The organism is Caballeronia zhejiangensis, from assembly GCF_022879815.1.
Classification (GTDB): domain Bacteria; phylum Pseudomonadota; class Gammaproteobacteria; order Burkholderiales; family Burkholderiaceae; genus Caballeronia; species Caballeronia zhejiangensis.
This window is the reverse complement of record NZ_CP084284.1, coordinates 1,179,900-1,200,854: the sequence shown is the minus strand read 5'-3', so window position 1 is coordinate 1,200,854 and position 20,955 is coordinate 1,179,900. Positions and strand designations below refer to the sequence as shown.

The following is a 20,955-nucleotide window of genomic DNA, read 5'->3' as shown; positions in this document are numbered from 1 at the left end:
TCCGCCGGGAACAAATCAGAACGGATTCCGGTTCCCATGACATCCTCACCGCTCGTCACCGTCGTCATGCCCGCGTTCAACGCGCAGGCCTTCATCGGCGAAGCAATCGCTTCGATTCGCGCTCAAACGCTCGAAGACTGGGAGCTCATCGTCGTGGACGATGGCTCGATCGATCAGACGTTCGCCGTCGCGCAGCAGGCAGCGGGCGACGACAGCCGCGTGCGCCTCATACGCTTCGGCCGGAACGAGGGCATCAGCGCCGCTTCGAATGCGGGTTTCGACGCGGCGCGCGGCGAGTTCATCGCGCGCATCGACTCGGACGACCGGGCGCTGCCGACGAGGCTCGCCGCGCAAGTCGCCGCTTTCCGCGAGTGCGCGCGCCTTGCCGCTTGCGGCGGCCATGCGCGCTTGTTCGGCGATGGTATTGCGAACGACACTTATGGGCTTTGCACGCTCGGCGACGGCGCTCTGAAGGCCCGGCTTTTCGAAGGCTTCAACACCATCGGCGGCGCAATGCTCATGGTGCGCCGTTCGTTCGTCCGCGAGCATCGCATCCGGTTCGACATGCAGATGGCGAGCGCCGAAGACCTGAACTATCTCGTCGCGATCATGGTGGCCGGCGGCGAGATCGGCAATGTCGATGAAGTCCTCGTCGAGGTCAGGTCGCACCGAACCAGTTTCACCAGAAGCCGGGAAGATCTGGCGGGCCCGGCGATGAAAGGCCTCCGCAAACGTCTTTTGGCGCTCTGGTACCCGAGCCTCGGTCCGCGCGACATCGATCTCATCGTTGGCATGTGGTTCGGCCTGGAAGTCGGCACCGACGAATTGCTCGCCGTCGTGCGCGCGGTCGACAGACTCATTGCTGCCGACGCGAAGGACTTCGGGCAAGACGTGTCCGTGCTTCATGATCTCATCGTCAGGCGCTTGGTCGCGGTGGTCGACTTCTTTCGAGGCGCATTCGATGCGTCCCATTTTCAGGCAATCCGCGTGTTGGCCGCTCCGGCCATCGGCGTCGCGCTCGATGCGGCCCGTCTTTCGCACGAGGCGGTCTGAGGCGTCGCTCCGCGTTTTCACCTAGCAATTCAAGGTTGACTCGCGTGCTCGCGCGTCCGACACTTTAGCCATGCAGGTGTGATCACAGGTCACACCAATCGAAAGCATCGCAGCAGCCGAACGAAAGAACGGAGGCAAAAGTTGGCGACACGCTCGACGACGGACTTACCCGCGCTCGAATTAGTTGCACGCGAAACCATGGCCGGTCGCGTTCATGCGCAATTGAGGCAGGCGATCATGACGGGCCGCTTCGCGCCTGGGCAGTTGCTCAGCTTGCGCAGCGTCGCGGAAGCGGTCGGCTCGTCGACCATGCCCGTGCGCGCCGCGCTCACGCGCTTGCAGGCGGAAGGCGCATTGATCGACGGTCCCGGCCGCGCGCTGATGGTTCCGCCGATGACGCTCGAACTCCTCGATGAGTTGCGGGACGTTCGCATCGCACTGGAAGGCGCGGTCGCCAAACGCGCGGCGTCGCGCATGACACGCGCGCATCTCGACGCGCTGCAGGCCATCTTCGACACGATGGACGCACACGTCGAAGCGGGCGACGTGCCCGCGTATCTGCGCAGCAACTTCGAATTTCATATCGCCATTTACACGCACGGCGCGAGCGATCTCACGCTCGCGACCATCCAGAACCTCTGGATGCGCATCGGCCCGTTCCTGAATCTCGTCGCGCCCGACATTCCGCATATGCGCCGTTCGATGGCGGCGCATCGTCATATCGTCGAAGCGCTCTGGCGCGGCGATGGCGAAGGCGCGCGCGCCGGCATCGAGGAAGACATCGGCGATGCGGCCGCCGATCTGCAAGAGCGTTTGCAAAGCGGCGAACTGAGCAACAAGGCAAGCGCCTGACACGCATAACAACAACGGAGACATGGATGACGGTTCTTCAGATGCTGAAACCGCACGCGGGATTGCGCGTGCTCATCACGGGCGGCGCATCGGGCATCGGGCTCGTGATAGCGCGCGCGTTCATCGATGCAGGCGCGCGCGTGCACGTCTGCGATGCGAGTCCCGAAGCAATCGACGCATTGGCGAAAGCCGAAGCGAGCGCGGAGTGCAATGCGATCACGTCGACGCTCGCGGACGTAGCTGACAAGGAAGCGGTCGAGCGCGTATTCGTCGATGTGGAACGCGAGCTCGGCGGACTCGATGTGCTCGTGAACAACGCGGGCATCGCGGGGCCGACGGGCGGCATCGACGAGCTCGATGCGAACGAATGGGAACAGACCGTCGATGTGAATCTGAACGCGCAGTTCTACTTCGCGCGCCGCGCGGTGCCGCTCTTGCGCAACGCGAATGGCGGCGGGGCGATCATCGCGCTGTCGTCGGTGGCGGGACGGCTCGGCTACGCGTTTCGCACGCCTTATGCCGCGACGAAGTGGGCCGTCGTCGGCATGACGAAGAGCCTGGCTATCGAGCTCGGGCCGTCGAACATTCGCGTCAATGCGATCCAGCCGGGCATCGTGAAAGGGCCGCGCATCGAGCGCGTGATCGCGGCGCGCGCGAAACAACTGAACGTCTCCTATGAAGAGATGGAGAAGCAATATCTCGCGAAGATTTCGCTGCGCCGCATGACGACGCCCGAGGAAGTCGCGGCCACGGCGCTCTTCCTGTGCTCGCCCGCGGGCAGCGGCATCTCGGGACAGGCGATCTCCGTCTGCGGCAACGTCGAAGTCCTTTAATAGAGCGAGGAGCACATGGCAACGAAACGCAAGGTCATCATCACCTGCGCGCCGACGGGCGCGATCCATACGCCTTCGATGTCGCCGTATCTTCCGCTCACGCCGCAGCAGATCGGCGATGCCGCGCTCGCGGCTGCAAAGGAAGGCGCCGCCATTCTGCACCTGCATGCACGCGACCCGAACGATGGTCATCCGACGCAGGATCCCGCCGTGTTTCAGGAGTTTCTGCCGCGCATCAAGGCGGAAACCGATGCGGTCATCAACATCACGACGGGCGGCAGCCCGCACATGACCGTCGCGGAGCGATTGAAGCCCGCGCATCACTTCAAGCCGGAAGTGGCGTCGCTCAACATGGGATCGATGAACTTCGGCCTGTATCCGATGCTCGATCGCTTCAAGGAATTCAAGTACGAGTGGGAGCGCAAGCATCTGGAAAACAGCCGCGATCTCGTGTTCAAGAACACGTTCGCGGATATCGAATACATCCTCACGTCGTGCAGCGATAACGGTACGCGCTTCGAGCATGAGTGCTACGACATCTCGCACCTGTACAACCTCGCGCACTTCGTCGATCGCGGGCTCGTCAAGCCGCCGTTCTTCGTGCAGAGCGTTTTTGGCTTGCTCGGTGGCATCGGGCCGCATCCCGAAGATCTGGCGCATATGAAGCGCACGGCGGATCGTCTCTTCGGCGACGACTATGTATGGTCGATTCTCGGCGCGGGACGTCATCAGATTCCGCTCGGCTCGATGGGCGTCGCGCAGGGATCGAACGTGCGTGTCGGCCTCGAAGACTCGTTGTGGATCGAGCCGGGCAAGCTCGCCGAATCGAGCGCGGCGCAGGTGAAGAAGATTCGCCAGGTGATCGAAGGACTGTCCCTCGATATCGCGACGCCCGCCGAAGCACGCGAGATGCTCAAGCTCAAAGGCGCGAGCGATACCAACTTCTGATAGCGGAGGGCATCGTGAGCACGAAGCTGAAGGTAGTCGCGATGCCGACGGGCTGGCTCACCGTCGATCGCTCATCGCAAGTGTATGGCCGCTACTTCGGCCAGCAGATGAAGGTGCCCGTATGGTCGACGGCGATTGTCGGCGCGCAGAAGAAGATCGTCGTCGATACGGGCATACACGATCCAGGCTGGGTGTCGAACTTCGTGTGCCCATGCGATCAGGCGCCGGAGGAAAAGCTCGAACGCGCGTTGAAGGAGTATGTCGGCTGGAGCGCGGACGAGGTCGATATCGTCATCAACACGCATCTGCATTACGACCATTCCGGCGGCAACACGCTTTTCAAGAATGCGCGCTTCATCGTGCAGGCGGCCGAGTGGGAATACGCGGGTCATCCGCTGCCGACGCAGGCCACGTATTACCAGGAGTTTCTGATCGGCCGCGAGCCGCTCGCGTATTTTCGCTGGCAGTTCGTGAACGGCGTGACCGATATCGTGCCCGGCGTGCGCGTCGTGCCGACGCCGGGTCATACGCCGGGGCATCAGTCCGTCGCGGTCGACACGGAAGAAGGTGTCGTGCTGATCGCCGGCGATTGCGCGAACTGTATGGAGAACATCGTCGATCTCGTTCCAGTGGGCATCGTGCATGAAACGCTGGCGGAGATCGGCTCGTTGTCGCGCATCCGTCAGATCGCCGATTTCGTCATACCCGGACACGACCCGAATGTCGTGCCCGGCAGCGCGGGCATCGCTCTGCCCGCGAGCGCTCGTCTGCCGCACATCCGAAGTTAGAAGCGCCCGCTTCATAACCATACGAATACCGGAGGAAGACATGAAAGCATTGACGCAGTCGATTCGTCATGCGGGACGGGCAGCGCTCGGCCTCGCGTTCGCGGCGGCGCTCGCCGTATCGGGCACGGCGCACGCGGCCGGCAAATACAAGATCTTTTTGTCGATGAGCTATGTCGGCAACGACTGGCAAACCGAAGCCGCGAACATGGTCAAGGCGATGGCCAATACGCCGGGGCTGAAAGACAAGGTCGATCTCGAAGTGCAGGTCGCGGGCACCGATGCGCAGAAGCAGATTCAGCAGATCAACTCGATGGTGCAGGCAGGCGCGAAGGCCATCGTCATCTATCCGATCTCGCCGACGGCGCTCAATCGCGCGATCAAGAACGCGTGCTCGAAGGGCGTCGTCGTCGCGGCGTATGACGGAGAAGTCACCGAGCCGTGCGCGCATAACGTGACGATCGATCAGCATCAGGCGGGCACCGTCACCGCGGAATGGCTCGCGAAGACCATCAACGGCAAGGGCAATGTCGTGATGATCACGGGCGTGCCGGGCACGTCGGTCGATCGCGCACGCACCGAGGCGGCGAAGGCCGTGTTCGCGAAGTATCCGGACATCAAGATCGTCGCGGAAGGAACGGGCATGTGGAGTCAGGCGACCGCGAAGACCGAGCTTTCGAAGATTCTCGCGACGAACAGCTGGGACAAGATCGACGGCCTGTGGATGCAGGTCGGCTGCTTCACGGCGGCGTCGATGCAGCTCGAAGCGGGCATTGCCGACGACAAGATCAAGCCGTGCGCGGGCGAATCGTCTAACGGGCATCGCGTGCAGATGCTGCCGCCGGGCGAAGTGAAGGGACAGGGCGGTTATCGCTCGATCGGCTATCGCTCGATCTCTTACGGCGCGCCTCCGTACTCGGGCGCGATGGCGCTCAAGATGGCCGTGAAGAAGCTCGACGGCGGCGACTTTCCGGCGCGCGTGACGCTCAAGCTGCCGCTCGTGCTGACCTCGGAATCGAAGCTGTGCAAGACGGGCAGCATCGACGAACTGAAGGCGGGCTGCACCGCGTTCCCGCCGGACAAGGTACCGCCGGGCTGGTTCGCGGACATCTACTCTGAAGAGACGAAGGAAGTCGGCTTTAATGCGGCCTTGACGGGCAATCAGGACTGAGGCGGCGCGATGAACGACGCATCATTGGCGATCGATCTGTCGAAGGTGACGAAGCGCTTCGGCGCGACCGTCGCGCTCGATGGCGCGTCGTTCTCGGTGAAGCGCGGCGCGGTGCATGCGCTGCTCGGCGAGAACGGCGCCGGAAAGTCCACCACGGTCAAGCTGCTGTCCGGATTGATGCAGCCGGATGCGGGCAGCATCCGCGTAATGGGCAGCGACGTGACGATGAAGAGCCCGAAGGACGCGCATCGCGCGGGCGTGCAGACGGCGTTTCAGGAGATGACGCTCGTGCGCGATCTCACGGTCGCGCAGAACCTATTGATGTCGTACGAGCCGACGGGTTTTCTCGGGCGCATCAGAAAGCGCGACGCGCAGCGGCAAGCAGCGGAATGGCTCGACAGGCTCGAACTGTCCGATGTGCGTCCCGGCGCTTATATTCGCGATCTTTCGTTGCCGGTGCGGCAGAAGATCGAGATTGCGAAGGCCATCGTGCGCAAGCCGAAAGTGCTGTTGCTCGACGAACCGACGTCCGCGCTGTCGGGACGCGATGTCGCGTGGCTCTCACGGCGCATCGACGAACTGAAGGCGAGCGGCGTGACTTTCGTGTTCATCTCGCATCGCATGCAGGAAGTGCGCGAGTTCTGCGACAGCCTCACGGTGTATCGCAATGGCCGAGATGTGGGCGCGTTCGACGCTGCGGATATATCGGATGACGAAGTAATTAGACTCGTCATCGGGCGTTCGATGGAGGCGAAGTATCCGCCTAAGATCACGACGGTACGAAGCGACGCGACGCCGGCGATCGAGACGCGCAACGTTCGCGTCGATGGCGTCGTCGCCGATTTCGATCTCGCCGTGAAGCCGGGCGAAGTGCACGGCATCGCAGCGCTGCAGGGCATGGGGCAACGCGAGCTGTTCGAGGCGCTGTTCGGTGCCACTTACATCGACGATGGCGAGATTCGCATCGACGGTAAACCGGTGACGCTGACATCGACGGCGGATTCGCTGAAGGCCGGCGTATCGACGAGCTTTCTGCCCGAAGACCGCAAGACCGAAGGCCTGTTCCTGCGCTTGCCCGGCGGCGAGAATGTGTCGCTTCCCGTGATCGGCCGCTATGCGCGCTTCGGCCTCATCGATCGCAAGCGCGAGCAGGCCGCGATTCGTCGCTCGCTTGCGCAGATGGAGGTGAATCCGCGCGCGCTGTACAAGCCGTGTCTGTCGTTCTCCGGCGGCAATCAGCAGAAGATCGCGATGGCCAAGTGGCTGCTCACGCAAAGCCGCGTGTGGCTCATGTTCGATCCGACGCGCGGCATCGACGTCGGCACCAAGCATCAGATCTTCGTGCTGATGCGTGCATTCGCCGCGGCGGGTGGCTCCGTGCTCTTCTATTCGACGGACGTGCCCGAGCTCGTCAACGTGTGCGACCGCGTGTCGGTGATGTATCGCGGACGCAACGCCGGCGAGTTGAGCGGCGACGCGCTGACCGAAGAAAACGTGATGCGCAAGATGCTTTCCAGTTGAGAGGTTGCTCATGAAGATAGCCGTTGCGTCGCCCGAAAGCGAGGTCGTGCGGCCGGGCGCGCGCGTGGGATTTGGCGCGCGCATCGATCATCATCGCGGGCTCATCATCGCGATCAGTGCGTTGCTTGCGATGCTCGCCGGATGGGTTTCGCTGTCCGCGACACCTGTCGGGCTCTACGACATCGGATCGGTAATTTCGAGCGCAACTACACTCGCGCTCGCGGCGATCGGGCAGACCATCGTCGTGCTGTCGGGCGGATTCGATCTGTCGGCCTCGGCGGTCGTGTCGCTCGCGAACGTGCTTGCCGTGCGCTTCGTGCAAGGATCGCCCGTCGAACAATGGGGCGGCGCCGCGCTGATTCTGGCGATCGGCGGCGGCATCGGCCTCGTCAACGGCGCGCTGATCGCATGGTTTCGCTTGCAATCGATCGTCGTCACGCTGGCGACGATGTTCATGGTGCAAGGCTTGACGCTGCTGATTCAGAACAAGCCGGGCGGCAGCGTCGGCGATCAGTTCGGCGCGGTGCTCACCGCCGATCTCATCCCCGACAAGATGCCGATGTCGGCGGGCTTGCTGATTCTTGCGCTGTTGATCTGGTCGTTCATCAAGCGCACGCGTTACGGCGTGGGTCTGTACGCGTTAGGCAGCGATGCCGACGGCGCGTATGCGAACGGCATGCCGGTCACGCGCTACCGCATCGCGACGTATGCGCTCGCTGGCATGTTCTACGCGGCGGCGGGTCTGTATGTATCGGCACAGACGGGCTCGGCCGATCCGCTCGTCGGCCGTCCGCTGCTGCTCTCGATGTTCACGGCCGTCGTGCTCGGCGGCACGTTGCTCGGCGGCGGACGTGGCGGCTGCGTCGGCACCGTGTTCGCAGCAATGACGCTGATGATCACCGTGAACATTCTGCTCGTGCTGAACGTATCGGCGTTCTTCACGACGATAGCCGAGGCGGTGATTCTGATTCTCGCGGTGCTCGGTTCGTCGATCGGCAAGCAATCGGCGGCGCATGAATGCGCGCGTCACGCGGCGCAGTGGCTCAAGGCGGTGCGAACGGGCACGCGCGCACGCGACGACAAGCATGCGCGGCGCGTTGCGTTCGAAGTCGACGATTATCGTCCGGTTGAAAACACGGAGCTGAAGGGACGACCGATCGCCGACTGGATCGAGCGCAATCGCGAATGGGTCAAGTATGTGGTGCCGGCTTATCTGCTGTTCTTCGCGGTGGTCGTCATCACGGGCTTTGTCTATGGGCCGGGCGTGCTCGTCAGCGCGAACTTCTATAGCAGCCTGCTCACGCTGACCTTGTTTCTCGCGATACTCGGCCTCGGCCAGGGCGCGGTGATCCTGACGGGCGGACTCGACTTGTCGATGCCCTGGCTCATCACGCTGTCGGGCGTGTTGCTGACCGGACTCACGCACGGCGTGAACGGCGCGGCCGCGTGGGCGGTGCCGATGGTGCTGCTGGTCGGCCTGCTCGTCGGCGTGTTCAATGGCGTGGGCGTCGTGATGCTCGGCTTGCCGCCGATCGTCGTCACGCTTGCGGCGAACGGTTTGCTGCAAGGCCTCACGCTGATCTATTGCAATGGCTCGCCACAAGGATGGTCGCCGTCGACGATCAGCGAATTCACCAACGGACGCTTCGGTCCGCTGTCGATCGCGGCGTGGAGCGTGCCGGTGTTTCTCGTCATCGCGTTGCTGCTCCTGCATCGCACGCCGTTTGGGCGGCGCGTGTATGCGGTCGGCAATTCGCCGGTCGCGGCGAAGCTGTCGGGCGTGCGCGTGGGCACGACGCTCATCGCCGTGTATTGCCTGTCGGGTCTGTGCTCCGCGATCGTCGGCCTGTTGCTCGCGGGGTTCAGCTCGCAAGCTTTTCTCGGCATGGGCGATCCGTATCTGCTGCCGTCGATTGCAGTGGTTGTCGTCGGCGGCGCATTGATTACCGGTGGACGCGGGCACTATCTCGGCGTGTTCGGCGGCGCGCTGCTGCTTACGGCGCTCGGGACGTTGCTTGCGGGAACCACGGTGCCGCCCGCGGTGCGCGACATCATCAACGGACTCGTCGTGCTGGCGGCTGTCATCACGCTGCGGGACAAGAAGGGCTAAACCAACTCGAACGAGGACCAGATGCAGATGCAAGCGAACAACATTGCGGTGATCGGTTCGGGCCGTATCGGCCGCGCGTGGGCGATCGTCTTTGCGAAGAGCGGCTTCAACGTCACGATCCACGATGCATCGAAGGACATGCTCGGCGGCGCGATTCCCGCGATCCGCGAAAGCGTCGAGGATCTGGCGTCGTTCGATCTGATCGATGAAGCCGTCGATGCGATCGTGGCCCGCATCACCGCATGCGAACATCTCGCCGATGCTGTCGCCGACGCCGATCTCGTGCAGGAGAACATCGCGGAAGTGGTGGAAGCGAAGCGTGCGTTGTTCATCGAACTGGACCGCCTCACGAAGCCTGACGCGATTCTGGCGAGTTCGACATCGGGATTGCCTGCATCGACCTTCACGGAAGGCATGGCAGGCCGCGCACGCTGTCTCGTCGCGCATCCGGTGAATCCGCCGTCGCTGGTGCCGCTCGTCGAGTTGTGCGGCGCGCCGTGGACCTCGCAGGACACGATGGAACGCGCACGCGCCATCTACGAAGGAGCGAAGCAAAAGCCCGTCACCGTGAATCGCGAGATCTCGGGCTTTCTGCTCAATCGTCTGCAAGGCGCGTTGCTCGACGAAGCGTTGAGTCTCTATGAACAAGGTTATGCGAGCGCCGCCGATCTCGACACCGTGATACGCGATGGACTCGCGATGCGCTGGTCGTTCATGGGCCCGTTCGAAACGATCGACCTCAACGCGCCCGGTGGCGTGGCCGATTACGCTGCGCGCTACGGCGGCACATACAAGAGCATCGCTGCGGGACGCAAGCCGTTCGACTGGTCGGCCGAGACGCTCGGCAAGCTCGATGCCGAACGGCGCGCGGTGCTGCCCCGCGAGAAGATCGAAGAACGCAGCCGCTGGCGCGATCGGCGTTTGATGGCGCTGCTCGCGCATCGGCGCGATATCGAGGACGGTGAAGCCTGAACAAAGGAGACGACGATGCCCGAAGTACGCTTGCTGGTCGATGCGAACAATCATCTCGGCGAAGGACCGCTATGGGATGTGAAGGAGGAACGGCTCTACTGGATCGACAGCACGGCCGCGGAAATCTATAGCTGCCGTGCTGACGGCGGCGACGTGAAGCGCTATTTCGTGCCGCGTCACATCGGTTCGATGGCGTTGCGCGAGCAGGGCGGCGCGGTGGTCGCGCTCGCGAACGGCCTGCATTTCTACGACTTCGATGCGCAGACCGTGCAGTTCATCGCCGATCCCGAAAGCGACGATCCCGAGACGCGGTTCAATGACGGAAAGGTGGATCGCCGTGGACGCTTCATCGCGGGCACCATGTCCTACGACTTCGACCGCTACGATGCCGATCGCGGCCAGCGCTCGACGCGCAGCGGCGGGCTGTACCGGCTCGATACGAATGGCCAGGTCACGCGGCTCGACAGCGGCATCAGTTGTTCGAACGGCCCATGCTGGGGCCCCGACAACAAGACCTTCTACTTCACCGACACATACAGCAAGGAGATGTACGCCTACGACTACGACATCGAAACGGGCGCGGCGACGAACAAGCGCCTGTTCGCATCGGCGCACGACATGGCCGGCACGTTCGATGGCGCAACCGTCGATGAAGAAGGCTATGTCTGGTCGGCTCTCGTCTTCGGCGGACGCATTCTGCGCTTCGCTCCCGATGGCAAACTCGATCGCGTCGTGCCGTTTCCCGTGCGCAATCTGACGAGCGTGATGTTCGGCGGACCGAGTCTCGACATCCTCTACGTATCGACGATGGGCCGCCCGATGTGGGGCATTCCGCAGAAAGAGCGCGACAAGGGCGGCCTTTTCGCGGTGACGGGCCTCGGCGTGCGCGGCATTCCCGAGCCGCGTTTCGCGGGATAGAGCATGAGCGTTTATCATTCGGGCCTCAGGGTCTCGAACGATATCGCTCGACATGGATACGAACAAGCTCATTGCGTCGCTGCCCGCGCGCATCGACGCGATCATCTCGCGCGGTGCGAAGGCGCATCCCGATCACATCGCGTTGCATGAGGACGCGCGCACGTTGACTTATGCGCAACTCGACGATGCAATCGATGCGCTGGCCGCGCGTCTCGGTGCGGCGGGCGTGCGCGCCGGCGATCGCGTCATGCTGATCGGCGAGAACAGCGTCCTGCTCGTCGCATCGCTTTTTGCCGTGAGCCGTCTCGATGCGTGGGCGCTGATCGTGAATGCGCGATTGTCCGCAGTCGAGCTCGATGCGATCCGCGCGCATGCGAAGCCACGCATCGCGCTCTATACCGTCGATGTTTCCGACGACGCCGCGCATCACGCGCAACGTGACGGCGCTTCGGTCGAATCGCTCGATGCGACGCCGATCGGCGCGTTTGCGTTAAGCGATATCGATGCCGCGTCTCAGCAGGAGCCGCACGGACTGTCATCGGACAGGCAATGCGCGGCGCTCATCTACACGACGGGAACGACCGGCGCGCCGAAGGGCGTGATGCTGTCGCATCGCAATCTGCTGTTCGTCGCGGCAGTATCCAGCACGCTGCGTCGTGTCGGTACCAGCGATCGCGTCTATGCCGTACTGCCGGTATCGCATGTGTTCGGTCTTGCGTCCATGTGCCTCGGTTCGCTGTATGCGGGCGCGACGTTGCGTCTTGCGGCGCGTTTCGATCCCGCGCGCGCGGGACGCGTTCTCAGCGATGAACGCATGACGATCTTTCAAGGCGTTCCCGCGATGCATGCGAAGCTGATCGATCATTTCACGCCGCGCGGCGGCCTGAATGCGCCATCGTTGCGCTTCGTCTATTGCGGCGGCTCGCCTCTCGACATGACGCTCAAGGCCGCTGCCGAAGCGTTCTACGGTGTGCCCTTGCATAACGGCTATGGCATGACGGAGAGCAGTCCGACCGTATCGAACACGCTGCTCGATGCACCGGCGCCCGATTCGTCCGTCGGGCCGCTGATTCCAGGCGTCGAGGCGCGCATCGTGCCGCTCGCGCATCAAAGCGACGCCGACGATACCGGCGAGCTATGGGTGCGCGGGCCGAACGTGATGCTCGGCTATTACCGCGATGCGGCGCAGACGGCGGCCACGGTGACGGAGGACGGCTGGCTCAAGACGGGCGATCTCGCGCGCTTCGAGAGGGGCAACCTGTATATCGTCGGGCGCAGCAAGGAGTTGATCATCCGCTCGGGTTTCAACGTGTATCCCGCGGAAGTAGAGCAGGCGTTCAACAGTCATCCCGCCGTGCTGCATTCCGCCGTGATCGGACGGAGCGTGCAGGGCAATGAAGACGTGCTTGCGTTCGTCGAATTGAGGCCCGGCTGCACGGCGAGCGAAAGCGAACTCGCGGAGTGGGTCGGCGAGCGGCTCGCGCCCTACAAGCGGCCTTCTTCTATCCGCATACTCGATGCATTGCCCGTGTCCACGAGCGGCAAGGTGCTCAAGCATCGGCTCGGAAAGCTCGCTAATTAGTTGCGGATGCAACCGGTTTGCTCGCTGCATTCGTGTCTTCGCCTGCGCCGCCCAGCGACTGGAAAAGTGCTGCGGTGTCCGAGAGACGATTGGCGTGCGCGAGCGCGTAATCGAGTTGCGTCTGAAGCGCCTGGCGTTGTGTGTCGAGCAGATCGAAGCGGCTCACGCCGCCCGCCGTAAAGCGCGCGCTGGCTGTGTCGAGATTGGCTTGCGCTTCGTTCGCCGCGATCTCGCGCGCGTGCAGGGCATCGGCATCGTTTTGAAGCGCGGTCAGGCTATCGGCGACTTGTTGCAGCGCGTCCAGCACGGTCTGTCGATAGGCTTGCATGGCTGCTTCGTAGGCCGCTTCGGACGATCGCTTCCTCGCGCGCAGCTCGCCGCCATGAAATAGCGGCTGCGTGAGATTCAGGCCGACGTTCCACACGTTGAGGCTATTGAGCATGTCGTGGATGTTCGTGCGCTGGCTTCCCACGCCCGCAGAGAGCGAGAACTTCGGATAGAGGTCGGCAGTCGCCACGCCGACGTTCGCGCTCGCCCGATGCAGCAACGCTTCCGATGCGCGGATGTCGGGTCGTTCGCGTGCGAGCGTCGAGGGCAAGGTCAGCGGAACGTTGCCCGGAACATGAAGCGAGTCGAGCGTGATGGCATCGAAGTCGGCCTTGGATGGCTCGACGCCCAGCAACACTGCAAGCCGGTGATCGGCCTGATCGCGTTGCGTGACGAGCGACGGAAGGTTTGCGCGCGTCTGCTCGACGAGCGTGCGCTGGCTGCGCACGTCGAACGGCGCGACGCCGCCCGCCTTCAGGCGGCCTTCCATGATGGACAGTTGACGCATCTGTGCATCGACGAGACCTTCGGTGAGCGTGATCTGATGCTGCAACGAAGCGCGCCGGATCGCGGTGGCAACGACATTGCCCGCGATCGAAAGCCGCGCCGCATCGAGCTCGAACGACTGATAGTCCACTTGCGCACGCAAGGCTTCGAGTGCGCGCCGCTCGCCGCCGAAGAAGTCGAGCGTGTAAGACACGCTCACCGAGGCATCATAAAGCGTGAACGGACCCGGACTCGGAATCGGCACGCCGAAGGCAGCAGGATCGACCTTTTGACGCGAGCCGGAGAGCGAGGCATCGAAGACGGGAAAGTATGTCGCGCCCGCCTGCGTGCGATAGTCCTCGCGCGCCTGCACGAGCTTCGCCCGCGCCTCGTCGAGCGTGGGACTGTCGCTCAATGCGCGATCGACGAGACGGTTCAGCGTATCGGAGCCGAACTGCGTCCACCAGCGCGGCAGCGCATGATCGGCCGCGGGAAAGTCCTTTACCGCAACCGGCGTTTTGACATAGGTCTGCGTGTCCGGCGGCGCAGGCGCATGAAAATCGGGGCCGACAGTGCAGCCGCACAACATGAGCGCGCAGAGGGGAAGAATCTTTTTCATCGATGTTTCCCTAGTCGAGCGTGCGCCGATAGAAGCGCAACGCAATGCCCATCACGATGACGGTGAAGAGCGCCATCGGCCACACCGAGGGCCACAGGTCCGCCCAGCCGTTGCCCTTGAGAAGAATGCCGCGAATCAGGCGATTGAAGTACGTGAGCGGCAGCAAATTGCCGATGAACTGCGCCCACGCCGGCATGCCCGCGAACGGAAACATGAAGCCGGAGAGAAGGATGTTCGGCAGGAAATAGAACATGGTGAGCTGCATCGCCTGAAGTTGGTTCTGCGCGAGCGACGACAGCGTGATGCCCACTGTCAGATTCGCGGCGATGAAAAGCAGCGCGGCGAGATAGATCGCGAGCGGATTGCCGACGAGCGGCACATGGAAGACGAAACGCGTGGCCGCGAGAATGATCGACGCCTGAATGAGACCGATGAACACGTAAGGCACGATCTTGCCCGTCATCACTTCGACGGGACGCACGGGCGTGGCAAGGAGGTTTTCCATCGTGCCGCGCTCGCGTTCGCGCGTCATCGCGAGGCCGGTCATCATGACGAGCGTCATCGTGAGAATCACGCCCATCAAGCCGGGCACGACGTTGTATTGCGTGATGCCTTCGGGGTTGTAGAGGTTGTGGACCTGCACGTCGAATGGGGCGGGCGTTGCGTTCAAACGAGCAAGCGGGCCGGTGATGTCCTTGTCGGCAACGGACTGCACGAGCATGGTCAGCGCGTTGCTCGCCTTGCTCACCGCATTCGGATCGGTCGCGTCGGCCTCGACGAGCAGCGCGGGCCGCTCGCCGCGCAACAGCTTGCGCGAGAAGTCGACGGGTATGTTCAGCACGAAAAGCACGCGGCCTTGCGCAAGTGCGCGACGGCCAGCTTCGTCGTCGGGCAGCGTCTCGACGATGTCGAAATAACCGGAGTGCTCCATTGCCGCGATGAAGCTGCGCGAAAACGGACTCTGATCGCCTACGATCACGGCCGTCGGCAGATGCTTCGGGTCGGTGTTGATTGCGTAGCCGAAGAGGGCGAGCTGCACGATAGGCAAGCCGACGATCATGCCGAACGTGATGCGGTCGCGCCGCAATTGCAGGAACTCCTTGATGACGATGCTCCACCAGCGCGTCACGGAGAAGCGCGCGAATATCGCGAGCGGGCCGCGTGCCTTCATGACGTCACCTTGAAGTTGTCGGTCGACCGGCTCATCAGATAGATGAAGACATCTTCGAGTCCGGTTTCGATCGGCTCGGCGCGCGTTGCGCCGTCTTTTGTCGCATCGCGCACGGCCGCCTCGAGCGCAGCGTGATCGCTGCCGCTCACATGCAGCGCAGAGCCGAATACGACGGTCTGATCGATGCCGGGCGTCTTGCGCAAGCGTTCGGAAAGTTCGCTCAAATGCTCGCCGTGAATGCTCCATGTCGCGAGGTTTTGCGATGCGATCACTTCGTTCGCGGTGCCTTGCGCAAGCAGCTTGCCATACGCGATATACGCGAGCTTGTGGCATCGCTCGGCTTCATCCATGTAGTGCGTGCTCACCAGCACCGAAATGCCTTTCGCGGCGAGACGATGCAACTCCTCCCAGAAGTCGCGGCGCGCGGTGGGATCCACGCCTGCGGTCGGCTCATCGAGCAGGAGCAGCTTCGGCTCGTGCAGCATGCATGCGGCGAGCGCGAGGCGTTGCTTCCATCCGCCCGAGAGCGAGCCCGTCAGCTGACTCGCGCGGCTCTGCAGACCGAGCGCTTCGAGCGCGCGATCCACGGTTTCGCGGCGATTGCTCATCTGATAGATGCGCGCGACGAAGTCGAGATTCTCGCGAATCGTCAGGTCTTCCCAGTACGAGAAGCGCTGCGTCATATAGCCGACGTTGCGCTTGATCTCTTCGCTTTCGCGCACGATGTCGTAGCCGAGGCACGTACCGCTGCCCGAATCGGGTGTGAGCAGGCCGCACATCAGGCGGATGGATGTTGTCTTGCCGCTGCCGTTCGGGCCGAGAAAGCCGAAGATCTCGCCGCGCGCGACTTGCAGCGATACATCGTTGACGACGTGTTTGTCGCCGAAGTGCTTGTTGAGATTCTGGACGTCGATGACGTATTGCGTGTCCTGCATGCTCGTTACACTCATTGCAACCTCACGCCGACGGGTTGGCCCGGATGAAGCTTCGATGCATCGGCCGGTTGAGGATGCGCTTCGACCATGAACACGAGCTTCGAGCGGTTCTCGTTGCTATAAATGACCGGCGGCGTGTATTCGGCCTGATTCGAGATGTAGGTGATTTTCGCGGGCACGTCTTCCGTGCAGCCGTCGCAATGAATCGATATCGCGCGCCCCGTTGCGAGGCTGCCCACCATGTTTTCCGCAACGAAGAAGCGCACTTTCACGTTCTGCGGCGGCAACATCTGCACGACCGGACTGCCCGCCTGTACCCATTCGCCGACACGATAAAGCGTGTCGTACACGAGCCCGTCCGCGGGCGCCGCAACGCGCTTTTGGTCGACCTTCCATTGCGCCTGAGCGACAAAGGCTTGCGCGGCTGCGACTTGCGCGCGTTGCGCCGCGATCTGTTGAGGACGGCCCGGCAGGCGTGCGATATCGACCTGTTCGGCGAGGTCGCGTACTTGCGCGGCGGCGGCATCCGCATTCGCGCGCGAATCGTCGAGCTGCCCTTTGGCGATGCCGCCCGCGCTGAACTGCGCTTCATCGCGGCTCAGTTGCAGCGCGGCCTTGCGAGCGTTCGCGCGTGCCTGCGCGAGTTGCGCGCGCACCGATGCGACCTCCGGTGCGCGCTTTCCCGTGAGGATGTCCTCGAGTTGCGACTGCGCGGCCGTGAGTTGACGCTGTGCCTGATCGAGGGCGGCGGTTTCATCGGCCGATTCGAGCATGAAGGCGCTCGTTCCCGCCTTCAACGTTTGCCCCCGCGCGACGGACAGCGCTGTGAGCTTGCCCGATTGCGACGAGCCGAGGTAGACGAATTCACCTTCCACGTAGCCCTGATAGATATCGCGGTCCTGATGCGAGCACGCCGCGAGCGCCGTGGCGAAAAGCAAGCAGGTCGGGATGGCGGTGATGCGGCTCATGGCGCGCTCCGTGGAAGTATTCGTTACTTGGTTGGTCTACCAAACAATACGCGAGGCGGCTCGTCGGTGTCAAGCAGAGCGGCGGTGGGTCGCACGCGGGTGTGCCAAATCAAGGATAGACGGCGCGAGTAAAAATTACAGGCGGGGCGGATGCGCCGGCGTAAAACGACGCCACGAGCGAAAGTAAGACGAAAGCGCGAGCAGGCATTACGTGTGCTTCGCTGATAGCGACACGAGGCGACTACGACATGGACAATCTTTTGAAGATCGCGCAGGACTGCGGCTTTTCCGTGGTGCTGGAAGGCCGGATCGGCACGCAGGAATACAACAGCGTGAGTGGTCCGCTGCAGGCGTTGGAGAAGTTCGCGGAAGTCATCCGCGATACGGCTTTGCAGGAGCAGCCGCGGCAGGACGAGTGAGCTCGAGTCGCTGTTCGAGAATGGCGTCATTCGGGTGAAAGCGTTTCGCGAATAGATTCGGCTTCCGAATTAAATAACCGCCGACAACCTTTGCGTGTCTCCTGCATTCGAATTACAGTGCGATATTCGTGTGACTGGAATCGACACTGATAAGAACGGAGACGCCAAGATGAATCGAAGAAAGGGACAACGCCTGATTGCGCTGACGATCGGCGCATCTCTAATCGCACCGCTCGACGCGCGAATCGCATTCGCCGATACACCGGGCGATGAAACGATTGCCGTTGCGGGTCTTTCGCAACCGTCGGACATCCTGATCGACCGTTGGGGCGTACCGCACATCTTCGCCGTCAACGATAGCGACGCCTTCTTCGTGCAAGGCTTCAACGCCGCGCGTGACCGCATGTTTCAGATCGATCTGTGGCGCAGACGCGGCCTCGGCGAGCTTTCGGAGGTCTTCGGTCCCGCTTATGTGGAACAGGACAAGGCCACGCGGCTCTTTCTTTATCGCGGCGACATGGCGACCGAATGGCAGCGCTATGGTCCCGATGCGAAGCCTGCCGCGACACGCTACGCAGCCGGCGTGAATGCGTATATCGACTGGCTTGCCGCGCATCCGGACCGCATGCCTTATGAGTTTCGCAAGATCGGCTATTGGCCGGCGAAATGGAGCGCCGACGATATCGTGCGTATTCGCAGCCACGGTCTCACGCGAAATCTCACGAGCGAAGTCGCGCGTGCACGCGTGACGTGCAAGAGCTCGCTCGACGCGGACACCGTGCGTTTCGGACTGCAGCCGCAGTGGAAAGCGCAGATGCCCGCGGGCCTCGATCCCTGCCTTCCCGATGATGTCCTCAAAGTCTTTACGCTCGCAACACAAGGCGTGCGCGTGACGAAGGAGTCGATGAAGAGCACGGATGCATCGACGACGATGATCGCCGCAGCCGAGAATCCCGAGGAAGTGACCGAAGGCAGCAACAACTGGGTGATCGCGCCATCGAAGTCGGCGACGGGCCGCGCGATCATGGCGAACGATCCGCATCGTGCTTATGCCGCGCCGAGCCTTCGCTACATTCAGCAGATCAGCACGCCGACGCTCAATATCATCGGCGCGGGCGAACCTTCGGCGCCAGGCATTTCGATCGGGCATAACGGCTCGATCGCTTATGGGCTCACGATCTTCAACATCGATCAGGAAGATCTCTATGTATACGAGTTGAATCCCGCGAATTCGCGGCAGTATCGTTATAAGGGCAAGTGGGAGCCGATGCGCGTCGTGCGTGAACAGATCGCCGTGCGTAATGGCGCTCCCGTCACCGCCGATCTGCTTTACACGCGACACGGTCCTGTGATCTATACGGAAGAACGCAAGCATCGCGCCTTCGCCGTGCGCACGGCGTGGCTGTCGCCCGGCATGTCGCCGTATTTCGATTCGATGCGCTATATGCGCGCGAAGAATTACGCGCAGTTCAAGGCATCGCTTGCGACATGGGGCGCGCCGACTGTGAATCAGCTCTATGCGGACAAGGATGGAAACATCGGCTGGGTGCCGAGCGGCCTCGCGCCGAAACGCCCGAATTGGGACGGCCTCATGCCCGTGCCCGGCGATGGCCGCTATGAATGGGCGGGCTTCTGGCCGCGCGATGCAATGCCTTCGGTCTATAACCCGGCGCAAGCTTATTTCACCACGTCGAATGAAATGAATCTGCCCGCGGGTTATCCGTATGCGGAGCGCAAGCTCGGCTTCGAATGGACCAACGGGTCGCGGCATCAGCGTATCGACGAAGTGTTGAAATCGCTGCCGAGGGTGTCGATCGAAGACTCCGAGCGCTTGCAGAACGATGACGTTTCGATTCCGGCGCGCAGGCTCGTCGCATTACTCGCGCCGCTTTCGAGCGATGATGAAGACACACGCGCCGCGCTCGCGATGCTCAAGGACTGGGACGCGCACATGAGCGCGAGTTCGCCGCAGGCCGCGCTCGAAGAAGTATGGTTCTCGCGTCATCTCGGACGCACGTTCAAGGAAGCGGTGTTGCCGAAGGACGCGGCGGCGTCGTTCGGCGCACCCGATACCTCGGTGATGCTCGATTCGCTCGAACATCCCGAGACGCGCTTCGGCGACGAGGCGCCGGCCAAACGCGATGCCGTTCTGCTTTCGAGTCTGCGCGATGCCTATGCGGAGATGCGTCATCTGCAAGGCGCCGATGCAACCCAGTGGCGTTGGGGCAAGCTGCAAACGAACCTCAACGCGCATCCTCTGGCCGATGTCGTCGATGCGGACATGCGTGCGAAGCTGAACGTCGGGCCGATCGGAAAGGGCGGCAGCGCTTACACGCCGAATCAGTCGACCTATCGCGCGAGCGACTTCCGCGAGACGAACGGACCGTCGTTTCGTGTGGTCGTCGATGTCGGCAACTGGGACAACTCGCGTGCGGTGAATCTGCCTGGCGAATCGGGCGATCCGGATAGCCCGCATTATCGGGATCTCGCGCAGATGTGGCTCGACGGGCAGTACTTCCCGTTGCTGTATTCGCGCTCGGCCGTCGAAGCCGCAACGGAGAAACGCGTGCATCTCGTGCCGGACGCGCATTGAGCACGGGCTGCGTGAGCGCCGATGATCTTCACGGCGCTTTGCATCACAATTACGATCGCGGTGGACGGGTGCTGGCTGGCGCCTTGCCGGACTCCTCATCCGGTTCATCCTCCGCGCTTCCTTCTTTTTTCTTCTTATAGAGTCTGCTTCGACGGGGGAATAGATCGCTGCGTACCCGGGTTAACCAATCGAAGCCTCTACGCTTGAAACCTAGGTCGAGTGAGTCGAAGCCGCGCAAGGGCCCTGTGCGTTCGATGAGGTCGTGGATCGCGTGCGATCCGGTCAACCTTTTCTGTCGGAGTGAACATCATGAACGCCATCGCCAAAATCGTCGTGTCCGTCGCCGTGGTCGCTGCACCCACGTTCGTTTTCGCGCAGAGCCAGAACGCCCCTCTGACGCGCGAACAAGTCAAGGCCGAGCTTGTTCAGCTCGAACAGGCGGGGTATTCGCCGGCCACGGGCGAGCAAGCCAACTATCCCTCGGATATTCAGGCGGCGGAAGCGAAGGTCGCCGCGCGGCGGAACACGAACGAAGCGAATGAAGCGTACGGCGGCACCCATGCCGGCGGCGCGGCGTCGGGTTCAGGCGCGATGCGCAAGCCGATGTCGATGAAGCATGGTTCGATGTGGATGTCTACGTCGGATTGCGTCGGGCCCGCGAGTTATTGCACGCTGTTTTTCGGAGGCTGAGT

General features: G+C 62.7%; 18 protein-coding genes. 14 read left to right on the top strand and 4 right to left on the bottom strand.

Annotation, left to right across the window (positions count from 1 at the left end; all coding sequences use genetic code 11):
* The first annotated feature begins 36 nt into the window (after positions 1 to 36).
* The 11 genes from LDZ23_RS20060 (at position 37) to LDZ23_RS20010 (ending at position 12,745) form a co-directional block, all read left to right on the top strand.
* Positions 37 to 1,053 (top strand): glycosyltransferase family 2 protein, encoded by a 1,017-nt coding sequence (locus LDZ23_RS20060; protein WP_008354422.1) that lies wholly within the window; start codon positions 37 to 39, stop codon positions 1,051 to 1,053.
* A 198-nt stretch (positions 1,054 to 1,251) separates the two neighbouring features.
* On the top strand, positions 1,252 to 1,905 hold the full coding sequence (locus tag LDZ23_RS20055) for a GntR family transcriptional regulator (protein WP_008354423.1): 654 nt from the start codon (positions 1,252 to 1,254) through the stop codon (positions 1,903 to 1,905).
* A 26-nt stretch (positions 1,906 to 1,931) separates the two neighbouring features.
* Positions 1,932 to 2,738, top strand: coding sequence for an SDR family oxidoreductase (locus tag LDZ23_RS20050; protein WP_008354424.1), 807 nt, complete (start codon positions 1,932 to 1,934; stop codon positions 2,736 to 2,738).
* 15 nt (positions 2,739 to 2,753) lie between these two features.
* Positions 2,754 to 3,686: a 3,5-dioxohexanoate:acetyl-CoA acetone transferase gene (kce, locus tag LDZ23_RS20045; RefSeq protein ID WP_008354425.1), complete on the top strand. Its 933-nt coding sequence runs from the start codon at positions 2,754 to 2,756 to the stop codon at positions 3,684 to 3,686.
* Between the two features lie 14 nt (positions 3,687 to 3,700).
* Positions 3,701 to 4,474, top strand: a complete 774-nt coding sequence (locus tag LDZ23_RS20040; protein ID WP_008354426.1) for an N-acyl homoserine lactonase family protein — start codon at positions 3,701 to 3,703, stop codon at positions 4,472 to 4,474.
* A gap of 40 nt (positions 4,475 to 4,514) precedes the next feature.
* Complete coding sequence (locus LDZ23_RS20035) at positions 4,515 to 5,642, top strand: sugar ABC transporter substrate-binding protein (protein WP_008354427.1); 1,128 nt, start codon at positions 4,515 to 4,517, stop codon at positions 5,640 to 5,642.
* Positions 5,643 to 5,651: 9 nt separating this feature from the next.
* A complete protein-coding gene (locus LDZ23_RS20030) occupies positions 5,652 to 7,163 on the top strand; it encodes a sugar ABC transporter ATP-binding protein (RefSeq protein ID WP_008354429.1) in 1,512 nt (503 codons plus the stop codon).
* A 10-nt stretch (positions 7,164 to 7,173) separates the two neighbouring features.
* Positions 7,174 to 9,273: an ABC transporter permease subunit gene (locus LDZ23_RS20025; RefSeq protein ID WP_008354431.1), complete on the top strand. Its 2,100-nt coding sequence runs from the start codon at positions 7,174 to 7,176 to the stop codon at positions 9,271 to 9,273.
* A gap of 27 nt (positions 9,274 to 9,300) precedes the next feature.
* Positions 9,301 to 10,245, top strand: coding sequence for a 3-hydroxyacyl-CoA dehydrogenase (locus tag LDZ23_RS20020; protein WP_033536935.1), 945 nt, complete (start codon positions 9,301 to 9,303; stop codon positions 10,243 to 10,245).
* A gap of 15 nt (positions 10,246 to 10,260) precedes the next feature.
* Positions 10,261 to 11,163: an SMP-30/gluconolactonase/LRE family protein gene (locus LDZ23_RS20015; protein ID WP_008354435.1), complete on the top strand. Its 903-nt coding sequence runs from the start codon at positions 10,261 to 10,263 to the stop codon at positions 11,161 to 11,163.
* 52 nt (positions 11,164 to 11,215) lie between these two features.
* Positions 11,216 to 12,745, top strand: a complete 1,530-nt coding sequence (locus LDZ23_RS20010; protein ID WP_008354437.1) for a class I adenylate-forming enzyme family protein — start codon at positions 11,216 to 11,218, stop codon at positions 12,743 to 12,745.
* Here the strand turns inward: LDZ23_RS20010 and LDZ23_RS20005 are convergent.
* From LDZ23_RS20005 to LDZ23_RS19990, 4 genes are read right to left on the bottom strand one after another with little or no spacing between them, the layout of a single operon-like run.
* The gene (locus LDZ23_RS20005) at positions 12,738 to 14,177 is read right to left on the bottom strand and encodes an efflux transporter outer membrane subunit (RefSeq protein ID WP_008354439.1); all 1,440 of its coding nucleotides are present in this window, start codon (positions 14,175 to 14,177) and stop codon (positions 12,738 to 12,740) included. The two genes, LDZ23_RS20010 and LDZ23_RS20005, sit on opposite strands and share 8 nt — an antisense overlap.
* Before the next feature lie 10 nt (positions 14,178 to 14,187).
* Positions 14,188 to 15,348 (bottom strand): ABC transporter permease, encoded by a 1,161-nt coding sequence (locus LDZ23_RS20000; protein ID WP_008354441.1) that lies wholly within the window; start codon positions 15,346 to 15,348, stop codon positions 14,188 to 14,190.
* Entirely contained in the window at positions 15,345 to 16,283 is a 939-nt protein-coding gene (locus LDZ23_RS19995) for an ABC transporter ATP-binding protein (protein WP_008354443.1), read from the bottom strand. Before LDZ23_RS19995 ends, LDZ23_RS20000 begins: the two co-directional genes overlap by 4 nt.
* A gap of 11 nt (positions 16,284 to 16,294) precedes the next feature.
* Entirely contained in the window at positions 16,295 to 17,251 is a 957-nt protein-coding gene (locus LDZ23_RS19990) for an HlyD family secretion protein (RefSeq protein ID WP_008354444.1), read from the bottom strand.
* A gap of 248 nt (positions 17,252 to 17,499) precedes the next feature.
* Here LDZ23_RS19990 and LDZ23_RS19985 point away from each other — a divergent pair, with 248 nt between their 5' ends.
* From LDZ23_RS19985 to LDZ23_RS19975, 3 genes are all read left to right on the top strand, one after another.
* The gene (locus LDZ23_RS19985) at positions 17,500 to 17,670 is read left to right on the top strand and encodes a hypothetical protein (RefSeq protein ID WP_008354446.1); all 171 of its coding nucleotides are present in this window, start codon (positions 17,500 to 17,502) and stop codon (positions 17,668 to 17,670) included.
* Positions 17,671 to 17,839: 169 nt separating this feature from the next.
* Positions 17,840 to 20,263, top strand: coding sequence for a penicillin acylase family protein (locus LDZ23_RS19980; protein ID WP_008354448.1), 2,424 nt, complete (start codon positions 17,840 to 17,842; stop codon positions 20,261 to 20,263).
* A gap of 309 nt (positions 20,264 to 20,572) precedes the next feature.
* Positions 20,573 to 20,953 carry a DUF4148 domain-containing protein gene (locus tag LDZ23_RS19975; RefSeq protein WP_051996662.1) on the top strand — a complete coding sequence of 127 codons (381 nt, stop codon included), beginning with the start codon at positions 20,573 to 20,575 and terminating at the stop codon, positions 20,951 to 20,953.
* The last annotated feature ends 2 nt before the right edge of the window (positions 20,954 to 20,955 follow it).

Bases quoted from the DNA above. Each gene is read 5' to 3' on its own strand.
- LDZ23_RS19995 (WP_008354443.1), bottom strand. From the start codon at position 16,283: ATGCAGGACACGCAATACGTCATCGACGTCCAGAATCTCAACAAGCAC.
- LDZ23_RS20015 (WP_008354435.1), top strand. From the start codon at position 10,261: ATGCCCGAAGTACGCTTGCTGGTCGATGCGAACAATCATCTCGGCGAA.
- LDZ23_RS20005 (WP_008354439.1), bottom strand. From the start codon at position 14,177: ATGAAAAAGATTCTTCCCCTCTGCGCGCTCATGTTGTGCGGCTGCACT.
- LDZ23_RS20060 (WP_008354422.1), top strand. From the start codon at position 37: ATGACATCCTCACCGCTCGTCACCGTCGTCATGCCCGCGTTCAACGCG.
- LDZ23_RS20020 (WP_033536935.1), top strand. From the start codon at position 9,301: ATGCAAGCGAACAACATTGCGGTGATCGGTTCGGGCCGTATCGGCCGC.
- LDZ23_RS20055 (WP_008354423.1), top strand. From the start codon at position 1,252: ATGGCCGGTCGCGTTCATGCGCAATTGAGGCAGGCGATCATGACGGGC.
- LDZ23_RS19975 (WP_051996662.1), top strand. From the start codon at position 20,573: ATGAACGCCATCGCCAAAATCGTCGTGTCCGTCGCCGTGGTCGCTGCA.
- LDZ23_RS20035 (WP_008354427.1), top strand. From the start codon at position 4,515: ATGAAAGCATTGACGCAGTCGATTCGTCATGCGGGACGGGCAGCGCTC.
- LDZ23_RS20010 (WP_008354437.1), top strand. From the start codon at position 11,216: ATGGATACGAACAAGCTCATTGCGTCGCTGCCCGCGCGCATCGACGCG.
- LDZ23_RS20030 (WP_008354429.1), top strand. From the start codon at position 5,652: ATGAACGACGCATCATTGGCGATCGATCTGTCGAAGGTGACGAAGCGC.
- LDZ23_RS19980 (WP_008354448.1), top strand. From the start codon at position 17,840: ATGAATCGAAGAAAGGGACAACGCCTGATTGCGCTGACGATCGGCGCA.
- LDZ23_RS20025 (WP_008354431.1), top strand. From the start codon at position 7,174: ATGAAGATAGCCGTTGCGTCGCCCGAAAGCGAGGTCGTGCGGCCGGGC.
- LDZ23_RS19990 (WP_008354444.1), bottom strand. From the start codon at position 17,251: ATGAGCCGCATCACCGCCATCCCGACCTGCTTGCTTTTCGCCACGGCG.
- LDZ23_RS20000 (WP_008354441.1), bottom strand. From the start codon at position 15,348: ATGAAGGCACGCGGCCCGCTCGCGATATTCGCGCGCTTCTCCGTGACG.
- kce (WP_008354425.1), top strand. From the start codon at position 2,754: ATGGCAACGAAACGCAAGGTCATCATCACCTGCGCGCCGACGGGCGCG.
- LDZ23_RS20050 (WP_008354424.1), top strand. From the start codon at position 1,932: ATGACGGTTCTTCAGATGCTGAAACCGCACGCGGGATTGCGCGTGCTC.
- LDZ23_RS19985 (WP_008354446.1), top strand. From the start codon at position 17,500: ATGGACAATCTTTTGAAGATCGCGCAGGACTGCGGCTTTTCCGTGGTG.